The sequence below is a fragment of the Lysobacter tyrosinilyticus genome (assembly GCF_054779815.1).
In genome coordinates this window covers 583,006-600,079 of the sequence record NZ_BAAGXN010000001.1, presented here as the reverse complement: position 1 = coordinate 600,079, position 17,074 = coordinate 583,006, and the positions used below count along the sequence as shown (strand labels likewise).

The 17,074-nt window shown below is 65.9% G+C and carries 20 protein-coding genes; 17 read left to right on the top strand and 3 right to left on the bottom strand.

What is annotated here, in order from left to right:
• Positions 1-34 precede the first annotated feature (34 nt).
• The 9 genes from ACYVGK_RS02530 to ACYVGK_RS02490 all read left to right on the top strand — a co-directional run bounded on the left by ACYVGK_RS02530 (position 35) and on the right by ACYVGK_RS02490 (position 8,653).
• Positions 35-523, top strand: a complete 489-nt coding sequence (locus ACYVGK_RS02530) for a DUF494 family protein (RefSeq protein ID WP_460731651.1) — start codon at positions 35-37, stop codon at positions 521-523.
• A gap of 83 nt (positions 524-606) precedes the next feature.
• Positions 607-1,365 carry a GYF domain-containing protein gene (locus ACYVGK_RS02525; RefSeq protein ID WP_460731650.1) on the top strand — a complete coding sequence of 253 codons (759 nt, stop codon included), beginning with the start codon at positions 607-609 and terminating at the stop codon, positions 1,363-1,365.
• A 23-nt stretch (positions 1,366-1,388) separates the two neighbouring features.
• Positions 1,389-2,108, top strand: a complete 720-nt coding sequence (locus tag ACYVGK_RS02520; protein ID WP_460731649.1) for a pilin — start codon at positions 1,389-1,391, stop codon at positions 2,106-2,108.
• A gap of 10 nt (positions 2,109-2,118) precedes the next feature.
• Positions 2,119-3,153, top strand: coding sequence for an RDD family protein (locus tag ACYVGK_RS02515; protein WP_460731648.1), 1,035 nt, complete (start codon positions 2,119-2,121; stop codon positions 3,151-3,153).
• A gap of 200 nt (positions 3,154-3,353) precedes the next feature.
• Positions 3,354-5,840: a DNA topoisomerase I gene (locus tag ACYVGK_RS02510; protein ID WP_460731647.1), complete on the top strand. Its 2,487-nt coding sequence runs from the start codon at positions 3,354-3,356 to the stop codon at positions 5,838-5,840.
• A 19-nt stretch (positions 5,841-5,859) separates the two neighbouring features.
• Complete coding sequence (locus ACYVGK_RS02505; RefSeq protein WP_460731646.1) at positions 5,860-6,423, top strand: L-threonylcarbamoyladenylate synthase; 564 nt, start codon at positions 5,860-5,862, stop codon at positions 6,421-6,423.
• Positions 6,424-6,514: 91 nt separating this feature from the next.
• Positions 6,515-7,129, top strand: coding sequence for a DUF1579 domain-containing protein (locus ACYVGK_RS02500; RefSeq protein ID WP_460731645.1), 615 nt, complete (start codon positions 6,515-6,517; stop codon positions 7,127-7,129).
• Between the two features lie 130 nt (positions 7,130-7,259).
• Positions 7,260-7,958: a DUF4124 domain-containing protein gene (locus tag ACYVGK_RS02495; RefSeq protein ID WP_460731644.1), complete on the top strand. Its 699-nt coding sequence runs from the start codon at positions 7,260-7,262 to the stop codon at positions 7,956-7,958.
• A complete protein-coding gene (locus ACYVGK_RS02490) occupies positions 7,958-8,653 on the top strand; it encodes a DUF4124 domain-containing protein (RefSeq protein ID WP_460731643.1) in 696 nt (231 codons plus the stop codon). Before ACYVGK_RS02495 ends, ACYVGK_RS02490 begins: the two co-directional genes overlap by 1 nt.
• 3 nt (positions 8,654-8,656) lie before the next feature.
• On the opposite strand, the gene ACYVGK_RS02485 is transcribed toward ACYVGK_RS02490, so the two are convergent.
• On the bottom strand, positions 8,657-9,442 hold the full coding sequence (locus ACYVGK_RS02485) for an alpha/beta hydrolase (protein ID WP_460731642.1): 786 nt from the start codon (positions 9,440-9,442) through the stop codon (positions 8,657-8,659).
• A 21-nt stretch (positions 9,443-9,463) separates the two neighbouring features.
• Positions 9,464-10,369 carry a LysR family transcriptional regulator gene (locus tag ACYVGK_RS02480; RefSeq protein WP_460731641.1) on the bottom strand — a complete coding sequence of 302 codons (906 nt, stop codon included), beginning with the start codon at positions 10,367-10,369 and terminating at the stop codon, positions 9,464-9,466.
• A gap of 137 nt (positions 10,370-10,506) precedes the next feature.
• Between ACYVGK_RS02480 and ACYVGK_RS02475 the strand changes: the two genes are divergently transcribed.
• The 4 genes from ACYVGK_RS02475 to ACYVGK_RS02460 all read left to right on the top strand — a co-directional run bounded on the left by ACYVGK_RS02475 (position 10,507) and on the right by ACYVGK_RS02460 (position 13,086).
• On the top strand, positions 10,507-11,370 hold the full coding sequence (locus tag ACYVGK_RS02475) for a pirin family protein (RefSeq protein WP_460731640.1): 864 nt from the start codon (positions 10,507-10,509) through the stop codon (positions 11,368-11,370).
• A 111-nt stretch (positions 11,371-11,481) separates the two neighbouring features.
• Positions 11,482-11,883, top strand: a complete 402-nt coding sequence (locus ACYVGK_RS02470) for an OsmC family protein (RefSeq protein WP_460731639.1) — start codon at positions 11,482-11,484, stop codon at positions 11,881-11,883.
• A gap of 22 nt (positions 11,884-11,905) precedes the next feature.
• Complete coding sequence (locus tag ACYVGK_RS02465) at positions 11,906-12,331, top strand: OsmC family protein (RefSeq protein ID WP_460731638.1); 426 nt, start codon at positions 11,906-11,908, stop codon at positions 12,329-12,331.
• Between the two features lie 203 nt (positions 12,332-12,534).
• The gene (locus ACYVGK_RS02460; protein WP_460731637.1) at positions 12,535-13,086 is read left to right on the top strand and encodes an NADPH-dependent FMN reductase; all 552 of its coding nucleotides are present in this window, start codon (positions 12,535-12,537) and stop codon (positions 13,084-13,086) included.
• A 46-nt stretch (positions 13,087-13,132) separates the two neighbouring features.
• Here ACYVGK_RS02460 and ACYVGK_RS02455 read toward each other — a convergent pair whose 3' ends face one another.
• Positions 13,133-13,948: a CHAD domain-containing protein gene (locus ACYVGK_RS02455; RefSeq protein ID WP_460731636.1), complete on the bottom strand. Its 816-nt coding sequence runs from the start codon at positions 13,946-13,948 to the stop codon at positions 13,133-13,135.
• A gap of 360 nt (positions 13,949-14,308) precedes the next feature.
• Here ACYVGK_RS02455 and ACYVGK_RS02450 point away from each other — a divergent pair, with 360 nt between their 5' ends.
• From ACYVGK_RS02450 to ACYVGK_RS02435, 4 genes are all read left to right on the top strand, one after another.
• On the top strand, positions 14,309-14,524 hold the full coding sequence (locus ACYVGK_RS02450; RefSeq protein ID WP_460731635.1) for a hypothetical protein: 216 nt from the start codon (positions 14,309-14,311) through the stop codon (positions 14,522-14,524).
• A 58-nt stretch (positions 14,525-14,582) separates the two neighbouring features.
• Entirely contained in the window at positions 14,583-14,948 is a 366-nt protein-coding gene (locus ACYVGK_RS02445; protein ID WP_460731634.1) for a hypothetical protein, read from the top strand.
• 183 nt (positions 14,949-15,131) lie between these two features.
• Positions 15,132-15,560 (top strand): hypothetical protein, encoded by a 429-nt coding sequence (locus ACYVGK_RS02440; protein ID WP_460731633.1) that lies wholly within the window; start codon positions 15,132-15,134, stop codon positions 15,558-15,560.
• Entirely contained in the window at positions 15,512-17,059 is a 1,548-nt protein-coding gene (locus tag ACYVGK_RS02435; RefSeq protein ID WP_460731632.1) for an ATPase domain-containing protein, read from the top strand. Before ACYVGK_RS02440 ends, ACYVGK_RS02435 begins: the two co-directional genes overlap by 49 nt.
• Positions 17,060-17,074: the final 15 nt, after the last annotated feature.

Below are 17,074 nucleotides of genomic sequence, written 5' to 3'. Positions count from 1 at the left end.
CCCATCGCGCCGCTAGCGGCGCAGGCCGAGGGAAATGAAAGAGAGCATCCTGGACGTCCTGCTGTACCTGTTCGAGCACTACTTCACCGAGGACGCTGATCTCGTCCGCGACCACGATTCGCTCCGTAGCGGCCCCCTCTTCGAGGAACTCGGCCAGGCCGGCTTCAGTCCCGCCGAAATCAACAAGGCCTTTGAATGGCTGGACGCGCTGGCTTCGCAGCGCCCCAGCACGGCCACCCCGCGTGTCGGCGGCCCCACCCGCGTCTATTTCGGACCGGAACTCGACAAACTGGACGTTGAATGTCGGGGCTTCCTGCTGTTCCTGGAACAGCACGGCATCCTCGACGCCGACCAGCGCGAACTGGTGCTGGACCGCGCGATGGCGCTCGACCAGGACCAGCTCGACCTCGACGACCTGAAGTGGGTCGTGCTGATGGTGCTGTTCAACCAGCCCGGCAGCGAAGCGGCGTACGCCTGGATGGAGACCCAGATGTTCGCCGACGAGCCCGAACCGGTACATTAGTCACGGTTTTGCCGCCGGACGCCTGGGCTGGGTCCCTGCAGCGGTAACCAATCCGCTTCAGGGACGGGCCTCGGGGGGAGGCAATGATCGATTGGTACTACCACGACCCCAGCGAGGGTCGCGTCGGCCCGCTGTCGGCCGAAGAATTGTGCAAGCGCTTTCACGACCGCCGGATCCAGCGCGACACCCTGGTCTGGCACCACGGCCTGCGTGAGTGGCAGCCGCTGGAACGCATGGCGCCGGAACTGGGCCTCGCCAGCCTCGAGACCGATTCGTCCCACCCGCCATCGCTGCCCTCCTCTGCCGCTCCGCCACTGATCGCGCCACGTGCGCCTGCAGTGAGCGCTGCGGTGCCACGCGGCAAATACACGCGCGCGCCGCTGCGCGAGAAGAAGACCCTCTCCACCACCGCGATCGTGCTGATCGCACTGGGCGCGCTGGGCATTCCGGCGTTGCTCGTCGTGGGTTCGTTCATGCAGTCCGCCTACAAGGACTACGCGCGTCGCGCCGACAGCATGGGCACATTGACCGGAATGTCGATCGGTTTGAAGCGGGTCGTGGGCGACTACGCGCTGCGTACCGGTCGCTGCCCGGACAACGAGGACCCGCGCGTCGTGCAGATGCGCCAGGACCTGCTTCGCCGCGCCTCGGCGGAAGTCCGCTTCGCCACTATCGAGGGCGGTTGCGCCTTCGAACTCGCGCTCAACGTCGACGGCCAACCGATCGATGGCAAGACCTTGCGCTATGAGGGCTATCCCGATGCCGGCCGCTTCGAGTGGACGTGCACCGGCGGCTCGATGCCCGAACGCTACCGTCCCTACGAATGCCGCCGTGGCGGCTGAAGACCACCCAGGAGCCTTTCCGGATGACCCAATGGTTTTACTCCGACGACGCCCGCAATCGCATCGGCCCGATCAGTGCGGATGAATTGCGCGAGCACTACCGCCAGCGCCGCCTGCGCCGCGACAACCTGGTCTGGTGCGAGGGCATGGTGCAGTGGCTGCCACTCGAGCGCGTCGCCTTCGAACTCGACATCGATTCGGTCATCCCCGACGCCAGCGTGCCGCCGCCGATGCCGACGAGCGCTCCCGCGGCGCCGGCTGCGGCCTACCGCGCGGCACCACCGAAGAAGGGCATGTCCGGCTGCATGATCGCCCTGATCGTCTGCGCCGCGCTGGCGATCCCGACGCTGGGCATCCTCGCCGCGATCGCGATCCCGGCGTACAACGACTACACGCAGCGCGCGAAGCTCAGTGAAGTGTTTTCGCTCGCCACGCCACTCAAGATCGCGATTGCCGAACACGCCGCCAGCCAGGACGGCTGCCCTGACAACGACAGCACCGACATCGCGTCCGCATTGACCCCGCTCACCCAGAGCCCGCGCGTAGCCAGCGTGCGCGTGGGCGCGCTGGAAGGCGGCCATTGCGCGTTCGAAATCAGCCTGCGCGGTCCCGGCGCACTGGACGGCAAGACGCTATTGTTCGAGGCCGCCGATGCGGATGCCTCAGAGTGGGATTGCAGCGGCGGCGATTTGCCCAACCGTCTCCGCCCACCGCAATGCCGCGCGAACCCGAATTCCAACTGAGTCAGTCGACATGAGCCAGTGGTACTACAGCGATTACGAACGCAACCGCCTCGGCCCTGTCGCAGCGCGCGACCTGGCCGAGCTGCATCACGCCGGCCAGATGCAGCCCGACACCCTGGTGTGGCGCGAAGGCATGCCGCAGTGGCGCGCCTGGCGTGAAGTCATGACCCTGGCGCTGAATGAAGCCGCCGGCGTGACGCCCGCCGAGGCCAAGCCGCTGTCGGCCGGCGTCAATCCGTATGCGATGGCCGAACCGATCGGCCGGGCTCCGGCAGTCGGCGCGGCATCCGATCCGACGCTGGGCACGCTCTCTTCCAACCCTGCCGTGACCGCCACGCTCGCATCGGGCTCCAACCCGTATGCCGTGGCCGAACCGCAGTCGCCCTACGCGCCGCCGCGGGCCGCCATCCACGTCGGCAGCGACTACGTCGCAGGGGGTGAAGTGGTCTATGCCGGCTTCTGGAAGCGTTTCGCCGCCGTATTCATCGACTCCATCGTGGTCGGCATCGTCACCTGGGTGGTGCAGATGATCGTGATGGCCGGATTCGGCGTTGGCGCGGGCTTCGCGTCGCGCAGCGATCCCGGCGCGATGATCGCCGGTGCGGGCCTGTTCGGCTTCATTTTCGGCATGTTGCTGGTGCCGATCGCCATGCAGGCGGTGTACTACGCGTGGATGCATTCGTCGGAACGCCAGGCCACCCTGGGCAAGATGGCCGTGGGCATCAAGGTGACCGATGACGATGGGCAGCGGATCAGTTTCGCCCGGGGTATCGGTCGTTATTTCGCCACCATCCTCAGCAGCATTATCCTGTGCATCGGCTACATCATGGCCGGCTTCACCGAACGCAAGCGTGCGCTGCACGACATTGTCGCCAGCACCCTGGTGGTCGACCAGTGGGCGTTCACCGCCCACCCGGAGCGCCAGCGCCGCGAGCTGGGTACGGTAACGGTGGTGATCATCGTGATCGCGGGCGTGTTGATGATCGGCTATTTCCTGCTGATCGCCGCCCTGATCGCCTTCGGCATCGCCGCCGGCGCGCACTAACCGGAGCGGCCGGCTTCACACCAGGAGACGCGACACGTGTCCCGCTCCGGCCGGTTCAGCTTGACAGGCTGGGTCGCGTCGTGATTCCACTAAAAAAGGAAATCCCCCTGACGCCCGTGGCCCCGGCCCCGGGCGTTGCCTTCTCTGCTGTCGTTTGGCGTTCCTCCCCCTAGTCTCGGAACGCCCGGATCTGAATCCCCATGGCCAAGAATCTCCTCATCGTCGAGTCGCCCGCCAAGGCCAAGACGATCAACAAGTACCTCGGCAAGGACTTCACCGTCCTGGCCAGCTACGGCCATGTGCGCGACCTGGTGCCCAAGGAGGGCGCGGTCGATCCCGAAAACGGGTTCGCCATGCGCTACGACCTGATCGAAAAGAACGAGAAGCACGTCGACGCCATCGCCAAGGCCGCCAAGGGCGCCGACGCGCTGTACCTGGCGACCGACCCGGACCGCGAGGGCGAGGCGATCAGCTGGCACATCGCCGAGATCCTCAAGGAGCGCGGTCTGCTCAAGGGCAAGACGCTGCAGCGCGTGGTGTTCACCGAGATCACCCCGCGCGCGATCAAGGAGGCAATGACCCAGCCGCGCGACATCGCCAGTGACCTGGTCGACGCGCAGCAGGCGCGGCGTGCGCTGGACTACCTGGTCGGCTTCAACCTGTCGCCGGTGCTGTGGCGCAAGGTGCAGCGCGGCTTGTCCGCCGGCCGCGTGCAGTCGCCGGCGCTGCGCATGATCGTGGAGCGCGAGGAAGAGATCGAAGCCTTCGTCGCCCGCGAATACTGGAGCGTCGAAGCCGAGTGCGCGCATCCAACCCAAGCCTTCACCGCCAAGCTGACCAAGCTCGACGGCAAGAAGTTCGAGCAGTTCACGATCACCAATGGCAACGACGCCGAAGCTGCACGCCAGCGCCTGGTCAAGGCCGCCGGCAGTGCATTGCACGTCACCGACGTCGCCAGCAAGGAGCGCAAGCGCCGCCCCGCGGCGCCGTTCACCACGTCCACGCTGCAGCAGGAAGCCGCGCGCAAGCTCGGCTTCACCACGCGCAAGACCATGCAGGTCGCGCAGAAACTGTACGAGGGCGTGGCGATCGGCGAGGAAGGCACGGTCGGCCTGATCACCTACATGCGTACCGACTCGGTCAGTCTGTCGCAGGACGCGCTGGGCGAAATCCGCGACGTGATCGCGCGCGACTACGGCACCCGCGCGCTGCCGGACAAGCCCAACGCCTACACCACCAAGTCGAAGAACGCGCAGGAAGCGCACGAAGCCGTACGTCCGACTTCGGCGCTGCGCACGCCCTCGCAGGTGGCGCGCTTCCTCTCGGATGACGAACGCAAGCTGTACGAACTGGTGTGGAAGCGCGCCGTCGCCTCGCAGATGGTGCCGGCCACGCTCAACACCGTGTCGGTCGATCTCGCCGCCGGTTCCGAACACAGCTTCCGCGCATCGGGCACCACCGTGGTCGATCCGGGCTTCCTTGCCGTGTACGAGGAAGGCAAGGACACCAAGACCGCCGAGGACGACGACGAAGGCCGCAAGCTGCCGGCGATGAAGATCGGCGACCGCGTACCGCTCGATCGCATCCACGCCGACCAGCATTTCACCCAGCCGCCGCCGCGCTTCACCGAAGCCGCGCTGGTGAAGGCGCTCGAGGAATACGGCATCGGCCGTCCGTCCACGTATGCCTCGATCATCCAGACCCTGCTGTTCCGCAAGTACGTGGAGATGGAAGGCCGCAGCTTCCGTCCCACCGACGTGGGCCGCGCGGTATCGAAGTTCCTCAGCAGCCACTTCACCCGGTACGTCGACTACGACTTCACCGCGAAGATGGAAGACGAACTCGACGCCGTCTCGCGCGGCGAAGAGGAATGGGTGCCGCTGATGGAGAAGTTCTGGATCCCGTTCAAGGAACTGGTCGAGGAGAAGACCGAATCGGTCGACCGCACCGACGCCGGCAGCGCACGCGTGCTGGGCGTCGATCCGGACAGCGGCAAGGAAGTCAGCGCGCGCATCGGCCGCTTCGGCCCGATGGTGCAGATCGGCACGGTCGAGGACGAGGACAAGCCGAAGTTCGCCTCGCTGCAGCCCGGCCAGAGCATCTATTCGATCTCGTTCGAAGATGCGATGAAGCTGTTCGACATGCCGCGCAAGCTCGGCGAATCCCATGGCGAATTGGTGACGGTCGGCATCGGCCGCTTCGGCCCGTTCGCCAAGCGCGGCAGCACCTACGCTTCGCTGAAGAAGGAAGATGATCCGTATGCGATCGACCTCGCCCGCGCGGTGTTCCTGATCGAAGAAAAGGAAGAGATCGCGCGCAACCGGATCATCAAGGAATTCGCGGGCAGCGATATCCAGGTGCTCAACGGCCGCTTCGGTCCGTACATCAGCGATGGCAAGCTCAACGGCCGCATTCCCAAGGATCGCGAACCGGCGTCGCTGACGCTGGAGGAAGTGATCAAGCTGATGGAAGAAACCGGCAAGCCAATGCGCGGCCGCTTCGGCAAGAAGACGGCGGCGAAGAAGGAACCGGCGGTGAAGAAGGCAGCGGCCAAGAAGACCGCAGCCGAGAAGCCGGCCAAGACCACCGCCAAGAAGGTGGCAAAGAAGGCCGCCAAGAAGGCGACGACCAAGAAGGCCGTCGCGAAGAAGGCGGTGAAGAAGGTCGCAAAGAAGGCGAAGGCGTAACCCGCCGCGCCTTCGCCGCATGACCGCATCGCTCACTGTCGTCGCCACCGCCCGCGTCCTGCGGGAAGGCGGCGTGGTCGCCTATCCCACCGAAGCCGTGTGGGGCCTGGGTTGCGATCCCTTGCAGGAAGCGGCGGTGCAACGCCTGCTGGCGATCAAGGAGCGCGATGTCGCCAAGGGCCTGATCCTGATCGCCGCGCAGCGTGCGCAACTCGACGGTCTGCTCGACTGGGATGCGCTCGCCGGCGAACGCCGTGCCCTCGTCGAAGCCAGCTGGCCGGGTCCCAACACCTGGATCGTGCCGGCCACCGCACGCGTGCCGCGCTGGATCACCGGCGCCCATGCAGGCGTGGCGGTACGCGTCAGCGCCCATCCGATCGTGGCGGCTTTGTGCACAACCTTTGGCGGCCCGCTGGTCTCGACCAGCGCCAATCGCGCTGGCGAACCACCCGCGTACGACCGCGGACAACTCGATCCGCTGCTGCTCGCACAGCTCGATGGCGTGTGCGAAGGCGAAACCGGCGGCCAGGCCGCGCCCACTGCGATCCGCGACGCCGCGACCGGCGCCGTACTGCGCCTGTAATTCCCCTTCCTGGACGCACGCTCCCTTAACGACGCGCGGCGTAGGTTGCGCCGTCGGCCGTACCTGGCCGTTTCCAAAGGAGAGGAAGCACATGAAGATCCGTCACCTGGCCGTGCTCGCGCTCGGCGTAGCACTCGCGCTGCCCACCTTCGCCAAGGACAAGAAGGTCGCCGCGCCGCCGCCGATGAGCGCGGAACAGCAGGCGGCAATGGAAGCCTGGCAGAAGGCTGCCACTCCCAACGAGAAGCACCAGCAGCTGATCGCCGGTTTCGAAGGCACCTGGAATACGAAGATGACTTCGTGGATGGATCCGTCCGCCAAGCCGCAGACCGAGACCGGCAAGTCGGTGAACACCCCCGTGCTCGGCGGCCGCCAGCTGCGCATGGACTACACCGGCCAGGCCATGGGTCAGCCGTTCGAAGGCGTGGGCTACATCGGCTACGACAACGTCACCGGCAAGTACTTCAGCACCTGGTCGGACAACATGTCGACCGGCCTGTTTGTCGCCCATGGCGACTACGATCCGGCGAGCAAGACCTACGCCTACCAGGCGCAGATGGCCGATCCGATGCAGAACGGCGCCTTGGTGCCGATCCGCGAAGTGGTGCGTGTCGTCGATGCGGACCATGTGAACTTCGAGATGTACGAGACGCGCGACGGCAAGGAACGCAAGTCGATGCAGATCGAATACGTGCGGGCGAAGTAAGCCACGCGATGTACGTCGAGAAGGGGCCGCGCCTGCGGCCCTTCTCCATTGCGGGCCGACACGCTGAACCCGCAGCAACATCCGCCGGTATCGACTTCCCTGCACGCACGGTCGGGCGCAAGATGCCGCCATGAAACGTCCCGGCCACGTGTTGCTGCTGCTTCCCTTCGCGCTACTGGCGCAGGGATCCGCACAGGCCGCCGACGTGACCATCTACCGCTGCACCGACACCAAGGGCCACCTCACCCTGCGCGACACGCCGTGCCTCGCCGGCGAGAAGCAGGAATCGCGCAGCATGGTCCGGCCCACCGACCCGCCGCCGCGCGCGCTGCCGGCTGCCGCTGCTTCCGCGCCCGCCGTGCCTGCACGCGAACCGGCCCCGCGCTACATCGTGGTGACGCCGCCGCAGCCCCTCTACGAATGCTTCGGCGCCGATGGTGAGCGCTACACCAGCGATACCGGCGAAGGCCGCGCGCGCTGGGAGCCGCTGTGGACGTTCGGCTATCCGGCAGTGCCGATCCGCTCCGGTGGTGGCCTCAGCGCCAACGTCGGCTTCCGCAACGGCGGCGTCAGCGGCCGCGTGCGCATCGGCGAGCCAAATCCAAACCCGCCGCCGGCGGGCGTGATCGTACCGGCGGTGCCGATGGGACAATGGGTGCACGACGAATGCCATCGTCTGCCGCAGGCCGAAGTCTGCGACCGCCTGCGCGACGAGCGTTTTGAGCTCAACCGTCGCTGGAACATCGCCCAACCCAGCGAACGCGCGCAGATCGACCGCGAAACCCGCGGCATTGATGCGCGCCTGGCCAACGACTGCGGAGACAGTTGATGCCCGTTATTCCTCTGCGCCGTGCCACCGCAACAAAGTGGTGGAGCGGCGCGATCGCAGCCCTCGCCCTCGTCTTGTCCGCACCGATGCCTGCTTCAGCACAGGGCGTCGTGATCTATCGCTGCACCGACGCCAGCGGTGCGCTGACCATCCAGAACGGCACGCCCTGCCCGAAAGGCAGCAAGCAGGAACGACGCGTGATGGAAGCCGCGCCGACGTCGGCGCCGCCGCCGTTCGTGACTTCGCCAACCCCAACCACGCCGGTGCACGTGCCACCGGCGCTGCGCACGCCGCCGGTAGCGCCACGCCCGGCCGCGCCGGAGCCGGAACAGGAGCCGGAGACCACCATCACCGACGAGGATCGTCTGCCGCCGCCCTGGTTGTACGAGTGCCGCACCAGCGACAACGACACCTACCTCAGCGAGGACGGCGAGCCCAAGCCGCGTTGCGTCACCTTGAACACCACGGGGCTGGGTGGCGTGATCGAAGGCGGCAACAACACCGCGGCCTGCGAGATGAAGATCGACCAATGCCAGCGCGTGCCTGATGGCGCGCTGTGCGATGCCTGGCACCGACGCCTGCGCGCGGCCGAATCGGCGCTGCGCTTCGGCGCGAGCGAGGACCGCGCGAAGGCGCAGGCCGAAGTGCAGCGATTGACCCGCGCGGTGCGCGAGAGCACCTGCGGCAAGCAGTAATTCCTACCGCAGGAACGCGGCCAGGGTCGCGCCATAGGTGGGAAAGTCCTGCACCGTGTTGTGATCGGCTTCGGGCAAGTCGAGCACACGTGGCCGGGTAGGCAACGATGCGATCAGCCGCCGCGTATTCGCCGCCGGCACCACCTGATCGCGACCGGCACGAACGATGAGCACCGGTGCGCCATAGCGGGCGAGGTGCGCGACCGAGTCGTAACGATCCTTCACCAGCGGCCGCACCGGCAGCCACGGGTAATGCGCTTGCGCCACGTCCGCCATGCTGTCGAACGGCGTAATCAGGACCAGCCGGGACGCCAGCCGACTCGCGGCCACATAGCTCGCGACCCCGCTCCCGAGGCTGCGTCCGATCACGGCGATGCGCGCCTGCGGTTGCTGCCGGTGCACCTGGTCGTACAGGGCGAGCGCGTCGCGATACAGCCCGCGCTCTTCCGGCGTCCCCGCATTGGCGCCATAGCCGCGATAGGGCAACAGATAGACCGTGCTGCCTTCGAACCAGCGGGCGAAATCGTCGCGATTGCGCTCCACCGATTCCGCATTGCCGCCGAAGTAAAGGATCGCCTGCGCACGACCGGGATTGATTACCCAACCTCGCAACTGCAATCCGTCGCTTTCGAGCACGAAATCAGCATCCGCTGCCGCCGTCCGCGTGAGCTGCGGGAAATACATCATGTCGCGTTGTCGCACGTACAACAGCACGATCAGGCTGGCATAGATCAATGCCAGCGGGATGAAGATCTTCAACGCGATTCGCAGTACGGCAAGCCGTGGCATGTCGTTCCCGGGTGTGGCGACTCAGTCATTGTCCAGCGTAGCGAAACGCGCCGCGAGGAAGTCGATCAGCGCGCGCACCGACGGCAGCAGCCCGCGACGCGACGCGAACACCGCATGCACAATCTCGCGCCGTGGCCGCCATTCCGGCGTCACCCGCGTCAGTTCGCCACTCGCCAACTGCGCCTGGATGAGCATGGTCGGCAGCTGCACCACGCCCACGCCGGCCACCGCCGCATCGCGTAGCGCGAGCATGCCGCGGGTGATGAAGCGCGGCCGGTGATAGATCGACGCGTGCGCGTCGTCGGGACCGATCAGGTTCCACACGTGCTCGTTCTGCGGCACGCCGAGGTCGAGGCTGGGAAAGCGCGACAGATCGGCCGGGCCTTGCGGCATGCCGTAGCGTTCGATCAGAGCCAGACTCGCCACCAGGCATTGGCTGCGCTCGGCGAGCACGCGCATCACCAGGTCACTGTCCTGCAACGGCGGCGGACGCACGCGCAGCGCGACGTCGATGCCTTCGCCAATCACATCGACCCGGCGATTGGTCGACTCCAGATGGATCTCGACATGCGGGTGTTCGACCATGAACTCTGCGAGCATCGGTCCGACCGTGGCGTCGAGCAGCACCACCGGGCAGGTCATGCGCACGATCCCGCGCGGCTCCGAGCGCGTCACCTCGATCGCCTCCTGCGCCGCCTCGGCTTCGACCAGCATCGCCTTGCAGTGCGCGTAGAAGGTCTGGCCGATCTCGGTGACCGAGAAGTGGCGGGTCGAACGCTGGATCAGGCGCACGCCCAGGCGTTCCTCGAGCAGGGCGATGCGCCGGCTGAGCTTGGACTTGGGCATCCCCAGCGCGCGTCCGGCCGGGGCGAAGCCGCCGTGCTCGACCACCTGGGCGAAGTAATAGAGGTCGTTGAGGTCCTGCATCGCCCCGGCCCAGTGTTCACCAAATAGGACTCTGAGGATAAATCCGCCGATCTACCGGCGCCATCGTTGCAGTCATATCGTTTCCGCAACGCTGAAGGGCCGCATTCCGCAGCCCCCGCGCAAAGGTTGGAGTCGCTATGAAGAAGATTCTTGGCATCTACAGCGCCCCGCGCCCGCACTGGGTGGGCGACGGATTCCCGGCCCGCTCGCTGTTCTCCTACAGCAGCCACGGCCAGCACCTGAGCCCGTTCCTGCTGCTCGACTACGCCGGCCCGTACAAGTTCGAACCGGCCGCGCAGCCGCGCGGCGTCGGCCAGCATCCGCACCGCGGCTTCGAGACGGTCACGATCGTCTACGAAGGCGAGGTCGAACACCGCGACTCCACTGGCGCGGGCGGCAAGATCGGCCCGGGCGATGTGCAGTGGATGACCGCGGCCTCGGGGATCCTGCACGAGGAGTTCCATTCGCAGGAGTTCACCCGCGCCGGCGGCACGCTGGAAATGGTGCAGCTGTGGGTCAATCTGCCGGCCAAGGACAAGATGGCCGCACCGGGCTACCAGACCTTGCTCGACGTCGAGATCCCCAGCGTCGAGTTGGCCGAAGGTGCCGGCAAGGTCCGCGTGATCGCGGGTGAATACGCCGGCCACCGCGGTCCCGCGCGCACCTTCACTCCGATCGACGTGTGGGATGTGCGTCTGGGCCAGGGTCACGCCGTGGACTTCACCCTGCCCGAGGGCCGCACGCTGTCGCTGGTGGTGCTCAAGGGTACGGTGCAGGTCAACGGCAGCCAGGTCGCGCGCGAGGCGCAGATGGTCACGCTGAGCCTGGATGGCCGCGACGTGCACATCGAAGCCAACAGCGATGCGACCCTGCTCGTATTGAGCGGCGAACCGATCGACGAGCCGATCGTCGGCTACGGTCCCTTCGTGATGAACACGCAGGACGAGATCAGCCAGGCGATCGTCGATTTCAACGGCGGCAAGTTCGGTCGCATGCAGTAACTGCTGCAACGCTGCGAGGCGCCGGTCGCAAGACCGGCGTCATCGCAGCACCGATTCCCCAACACGCGCAGAAGGCGTAGCGTTCCGGCTACGCGGCCGCAGGAGCAACCAGTGAACAAAGCCCACACGGCCACGGTGGCCTCCACCGATACGCACTATCTGCATCACATCCATGTCGGCCGCTTCGACCTGGATACCGACGAACCCAAGGCCCTGGGCGGCCAGGGCGCGGCGCCCGCGCCGTTCGACTACTACCTCGCCTCGCTGTCGGCCTGCACCGCGATCACGCTGCGCATGTATGCGGAGCGCAAGGGTTGGAACCTGGGCGAATTCCGCGCCGAACTCACCCTGAGCTTCGACGACGACGGCAAGCCGCACGTGCATCGCACCCTGCATTCGGACCAGCCGCTGAGCGACGAGCAATGGAGCCGCCTGCTCGAGATCGTCGCCAACACCCCGGTCACCAAGGCGATGCGCGAAGGCGCGGTGATTACCAGCGCGCGCGGCACCTGAGCACACAAGGAGACTTTCACGCATGGCCATTTCCACCGTCACCGCACGCAGCGGCGCGACGCCCTACAGCGTCGCCCTCGGCGATGACCTCGGCCACGCTTGGCCCGCGGACGAACCGCAGGACAAGGGTGGCGGCAACGTCGGTCCCGATCCCACACGGCTGCTGCTGTCGAGCCTGGGCGCCTGCACGGTGATCACGCTGCAGATGTATGCCGCACGCAAGCAATGGCCCTTGGCCGGCGTCGAGGTCGAACTGCAATACAACCCGCAGGGCAAGCCCGCCTCCGGCACCGACATCACCCGTCGCATCGCATTGCGTGGCGAACTCAGCGAGGAACAGCGCACGCGCCTGCTGCAGGTCGCCAACGCCTGTCCGATCCACAACGTGCTGGTCGGTGAAGTGCGTATCGATACGGCGCTTGCGTCTGCACCGACGACCACGACGTAGCATCCCTCGCCCCGCTTGCGGGGAGAGGGACAGCATTGCGTAGCAATGCAGGGTGAGGGGCGGGCTGCGCCAAAAGGCAAAGCGCCCCTCATCCGCCCTTCGGGCACCTTCTCCCCGCATCGCGGGGAGAAGGAGAGCCATGTAGCCAATCCAGCCTGCGTTTGCGTCAGCCTGACGCGACGAAGTTCTACAGGAGCCTCCCCATGATCAGAATCCTCGGCATTTCCGGCAGCCTGCGCGCCCACTCCTTCAACACTGCGCTGTTGCGCGCGGCGCAGTCGGTAGCCGGTCCCGACGTGCAATTGGACATCGCCACCCTGCACGGCATTCCGCTCTACGACGGCGATCTCGAGCAACGCGAAGGCCTGCCCGCGACGGTGACGGCATTGAAGGAACGCGTCGTCGCCAGCGATGGCGTGCTGTTGTGCACGCCCGAGTACAACAACGGCATCCCCGGCGTGTTCAAGAATGCGATCGACTGGCTGTCGCGTCCCGCCGACGACATTCCGCGCGTGTTCGGCGACCGACCGTTCGCGGTAATCGGCGCTTCGCCCGGTGGCTTCGGCACGATCCTCGCGCAGAACGCGTGGCTGCCGGTGCTGCGCACGCTGCGGGTGCGCTACTGGTCCGGTGGCCGCCTGCAGGTGTCGCGCGCGCATACGCTCATGGATGCGAACGGTGAACTCGCCGACGACGCCACGCGCAAGATGCTGGGCGAGTTCGTGCAGGGCTTCGCCCACTCCATTCAATCCTGACGATGGATTTCCGCTTGCGCTGCGACAGGCCGTCGCAAGCACTCCGTCAGCACGGCGAAGTCATGCGCACCACTGAGGCGATGCGTTCGCGCTGACGGGCCAACGTCGCCTCGGCGAAATGACGCAGCTGTTTGCGGTCCGGCTTGGAAAGAGCGGAGCCGTGTCCGCACTGCGACAGCAGCAGGCTCAGATCCTGCATAGCGCCCATCTGCTCGGCGAGGCTCTGTTCGTACCGGCTCACGCCGGCGCCGACGCCTGCCAACGCGCACGCACGCTGCTGCTGCAGATGCGTGCGCACCCGTCGCCGCCACCGATGCCAGTCCGCGTCCGCGCCCACGTCCAGGGCCTGCGCGCAGACCGCTGACATCCGTATCTCGTCCGCCATCAGGGCTGCGGCGAGCGTCGTCCCCCGGATGCCCTCCCAATCGAGCTCTGCCGCAACTTCACGCAAGGCCTTCAGCCCCGAGCACGCCTCATCCACCTTTCGCACCTGCCGGGTGCTGCGACCCAGGCGGGCGCGGCGCTGCGCGGCGGCACGCCGCGATCGCCGCAACAGGCGCCGGGTAGCGTCGTCGCTGGCCATGGGCAGCAATCGCTCCAGGGTCTCCACCAGCGCATGCGCATCGCGCAGTTCGGACATGCCGCGGTTGACCTGGCGCAAGCCGTGTTCGAGCCGACTGCCTTCGCGATCCAACACGTCCGCCCCAAGCGCCAGCACCGCACGGATCCGCCGGATCGCCTTGCGGGCGCGGTGCACACCCGCGTGCAGGCGCGCACCGCGGTGCTCCAGAGCGTCCCGTGCCGCGCCGAATTCCGCCAGCACGTAATCCCGCAACACCGGTCCGGGCGAATGGGGCGTCATGGCCTCAGCGTACCGCCATCGGACATCGCAGGCATTTGCCAGGGAGTGCCGACTTGGCTGCACTGGAACACGTCAGGCTTCGGTCTGCCGGCCTGGTGTTCGCGCCGACCGTTGGGCGCCTGAGCTCTTCCGGGATTCATTGGCCCAACACAATGTTCGTGGCCCACTTATTTTGAGGCCATGGCGCAAATGACTCGCGAAATGAGCTCAGAGCCAATTCAGTGACTCTGGGCTTCGAGGTGAATGGAAACTTTTTTGGTTCAACGGTCAGTGACGAAAGCCGTAACAGCTCATTCGTGCCGAAGGCACCTTTGTCGCTTGGCGTAATCCCGGCGCCAGGCATTTTTCGAGGAGACGATCGTGGATCGCAACGAAGTCTACAAGCTTGTATTTGCTCGATTCCTGGACCGCGAGGTCGCGGAACGAATGGCGGAGCTGGCCACCAAGCACACAGATGGTGGTCGCGCATCCGGCGATAGAAAGAAGAAGCTTGCCGAAGCTGCCGTTGAGGCATACGAGAACGCGACATTTGCCGTGGAACAGCTAGAGGCTTGGTCGTCCGCGAACAACGCGTGAGCATTCATGCAAGTCGAGCCGCTTCGCGGATCGGCTTAATTCAGGCGTAAAGCCATCGGTGAATAAGGTGCTTCCAATCTTCGAGCATCGGGCTCAACCCGTCATACCTCTGCGACGATTTCTTGTCCGCCTTGCTCACAGCGGCATCATTGCCATCGCGCTCATTGCCATTTCGCTCCTCATCGGCATGGTTGGTTACCACACGCTGGAAGATTTGCGCTGGATCGATGCCTTTCTAAACGCATCCATGCTCCTGGGGGGCATGGGTCCGGTCGATGTGCCGGTTACCGCTGGCGGCAAGCTCTTTGCCGGACTGTATGCGCTCTACTGCGGCTTGGCAGTCATCCTCGCGGCAGGCGTCATCCTCGCCCCGGTCGCGCATCGCGTCCTGCACAGATTCCACGTGGAGGGCAGCAGCCAATGAGCGGTGCCAATGGACACCACCAGCAGCCACTCGCGGTGTCATGGCCTCCCAGCTGGAAGGCAACGAAGAATTGCGCTTGCTCTTTTGCCGCGGAGGTGACGCCTCTTCCGGAGCCTTTCGGGCGCCGGGGAGTGCAAGGGCGTAGTATCGGAATACGTACCAAACGGTCATGACTGGTCCCCTGTGGAAAGTCCAGAGAGCCATCGGATCGCAACGACGCTTGCAGGCCGGGTCGAAAACGGTGCGAATGCCGCGCAAATTGCCGACGCCATCGTGTCGGCGTGGCAAGAAATTGAAGCCGTCCTGAGCCCCATCGTCGGACAGCGGGGCGTCGCCATGCTCTTCAAGCGCAGCCTCTACCTCATCGGTCCTGACCACCCGTGGCTGGCGGGCATGCATGAAGGGGTTCCGACGGCCGTGGATCTGGCCGCGCTGAAATCTGTTTTTGCGCAGCAGAACAGCACCGACGCCGCCGCGGCGGGTAGTGCCTTTCTGCTGACGTTCCATGACTTGCTGGCCAGCCTGGTGGGGCCCGCGCTCACCGAGCAATTGCTTCGTCCCGTATGGGCCCACTTTTCAAGCGGCCCGACCGCGCAGGACACCTCGCCATGAACTCCAAAGTGACCATCAACCGCCTGGCCACCGGCGTGCCGGGCCTGGACGAGGTGCTGGGCGGTGGATTGCCGGAGTTCTCGTTCAACCTCATCGCGGGGCCACCCGGCTGCGGCAAGACCACGCTGGCGCACCAAATGATGTTCGCGCTGGCGACGCCCGAGCGCCCGGCGCTCTATTTCACCGTACTGGGGGAGCCCCCCCTGAAGATGCTGCGCTACCAGCAGCAGTTCGATTTCTTCGACAGTGGATTGATTAACCGCTCGATCCATTTCATCAACCTGTCGGACGATGCATCGGCAGGCGACCTCGACCAGGTGCTGCAGCGCATCGTCGCCGAAGTGGAGGCGCACCGCCCTGCGTTGGTGTTCGTGGACTCCTTCCGATCCGTGGTGCACGCGAGCCGTGGCGAGGGCAACCCGCACAACAATCTGCAGCAATTCGTGCAGCAGCTCGGCATGCTGATGACCAGCTGGCAGGCCACGACCTTCCTGATCGGCGAGTACTTCACCGACACCGACACCGAAACCGACGCCAACCCGGTGCTCACGGTAGCCGATGGACTGATCTGGCTGCGCCAGAGCGTGCAGCGCAACTCCATGGTTCGCAAAATGGAGATCATGAAAATGCGCGGGCAACCGACGTTGCCGGGGTTGCACACGTTCCGCATCGGCACGGCCGGCCTGGAAGTGTTCGCGCCCGCACGCGTGGCGCTTCCCGCGCATGCCGAAGCGAGTCCGGGATCGCTCGGTCCGCGTCTTCTGATGGGCGTGCCGCGCCTGGACGACATGATGGGCGGCGGTTTGCCGCGCGGTTACTCAATGCTCGTGGCCGGGCCGTCGGGATCGGGCAAGAGCATCCTCGCGGCGGCCTTCCTGGCAGAGGGGGCGCGCTGCGGGGAAACCGGCGTCATTGCGGTCTTCGAGCAGCGTCCCAACCGATCGCGCAACCGAGTGCTTACCGACCTGATCGAAAGCGGCCGCGTGGGACTGGTGGACAGTCGCGCGCCCGATCTTTCGATCGATGAGATCGTGTTGTTGCTGCTCAACGAAATCCGCCGGCTCAAAGCGAGTCGCGTCGTCATCGATTCTCTCTCGGCGTTCGAGCTCGCCCTGGCGCCGACCTTTCGAGAAGACTTTCGCGAATCGCTGTTGCGCCTGGTCACCGCTCTGACGGGCGCAGGTGTCACCGTGCTGATGACCTCCGAGCTCGAGGACCGTTACACCGATCTGCGCTTCAGCCCGTATGGGACCGCTTTCCTGACCGACGCGATCATCGTGCAGCGCTACATCGAGGTCGACAGCCGGCTGCGGCGCGTGATGGCGGTGGTCAAGGTACGGGCGAGCCCCCATTCGGACGAGTTGCGCGAGTTCAGCATCGACGACGACGGCATCCGCATCGGCGAGATGCTCCCCGACCAGGAAGGTCTGCTCGGCGGCAGGCCGACGAGAAAGCGTGCCTCCGATTTGTCAGGCCCGATCGAGGGCGCCGGGCAATAGCTGAGTCATGTCGCC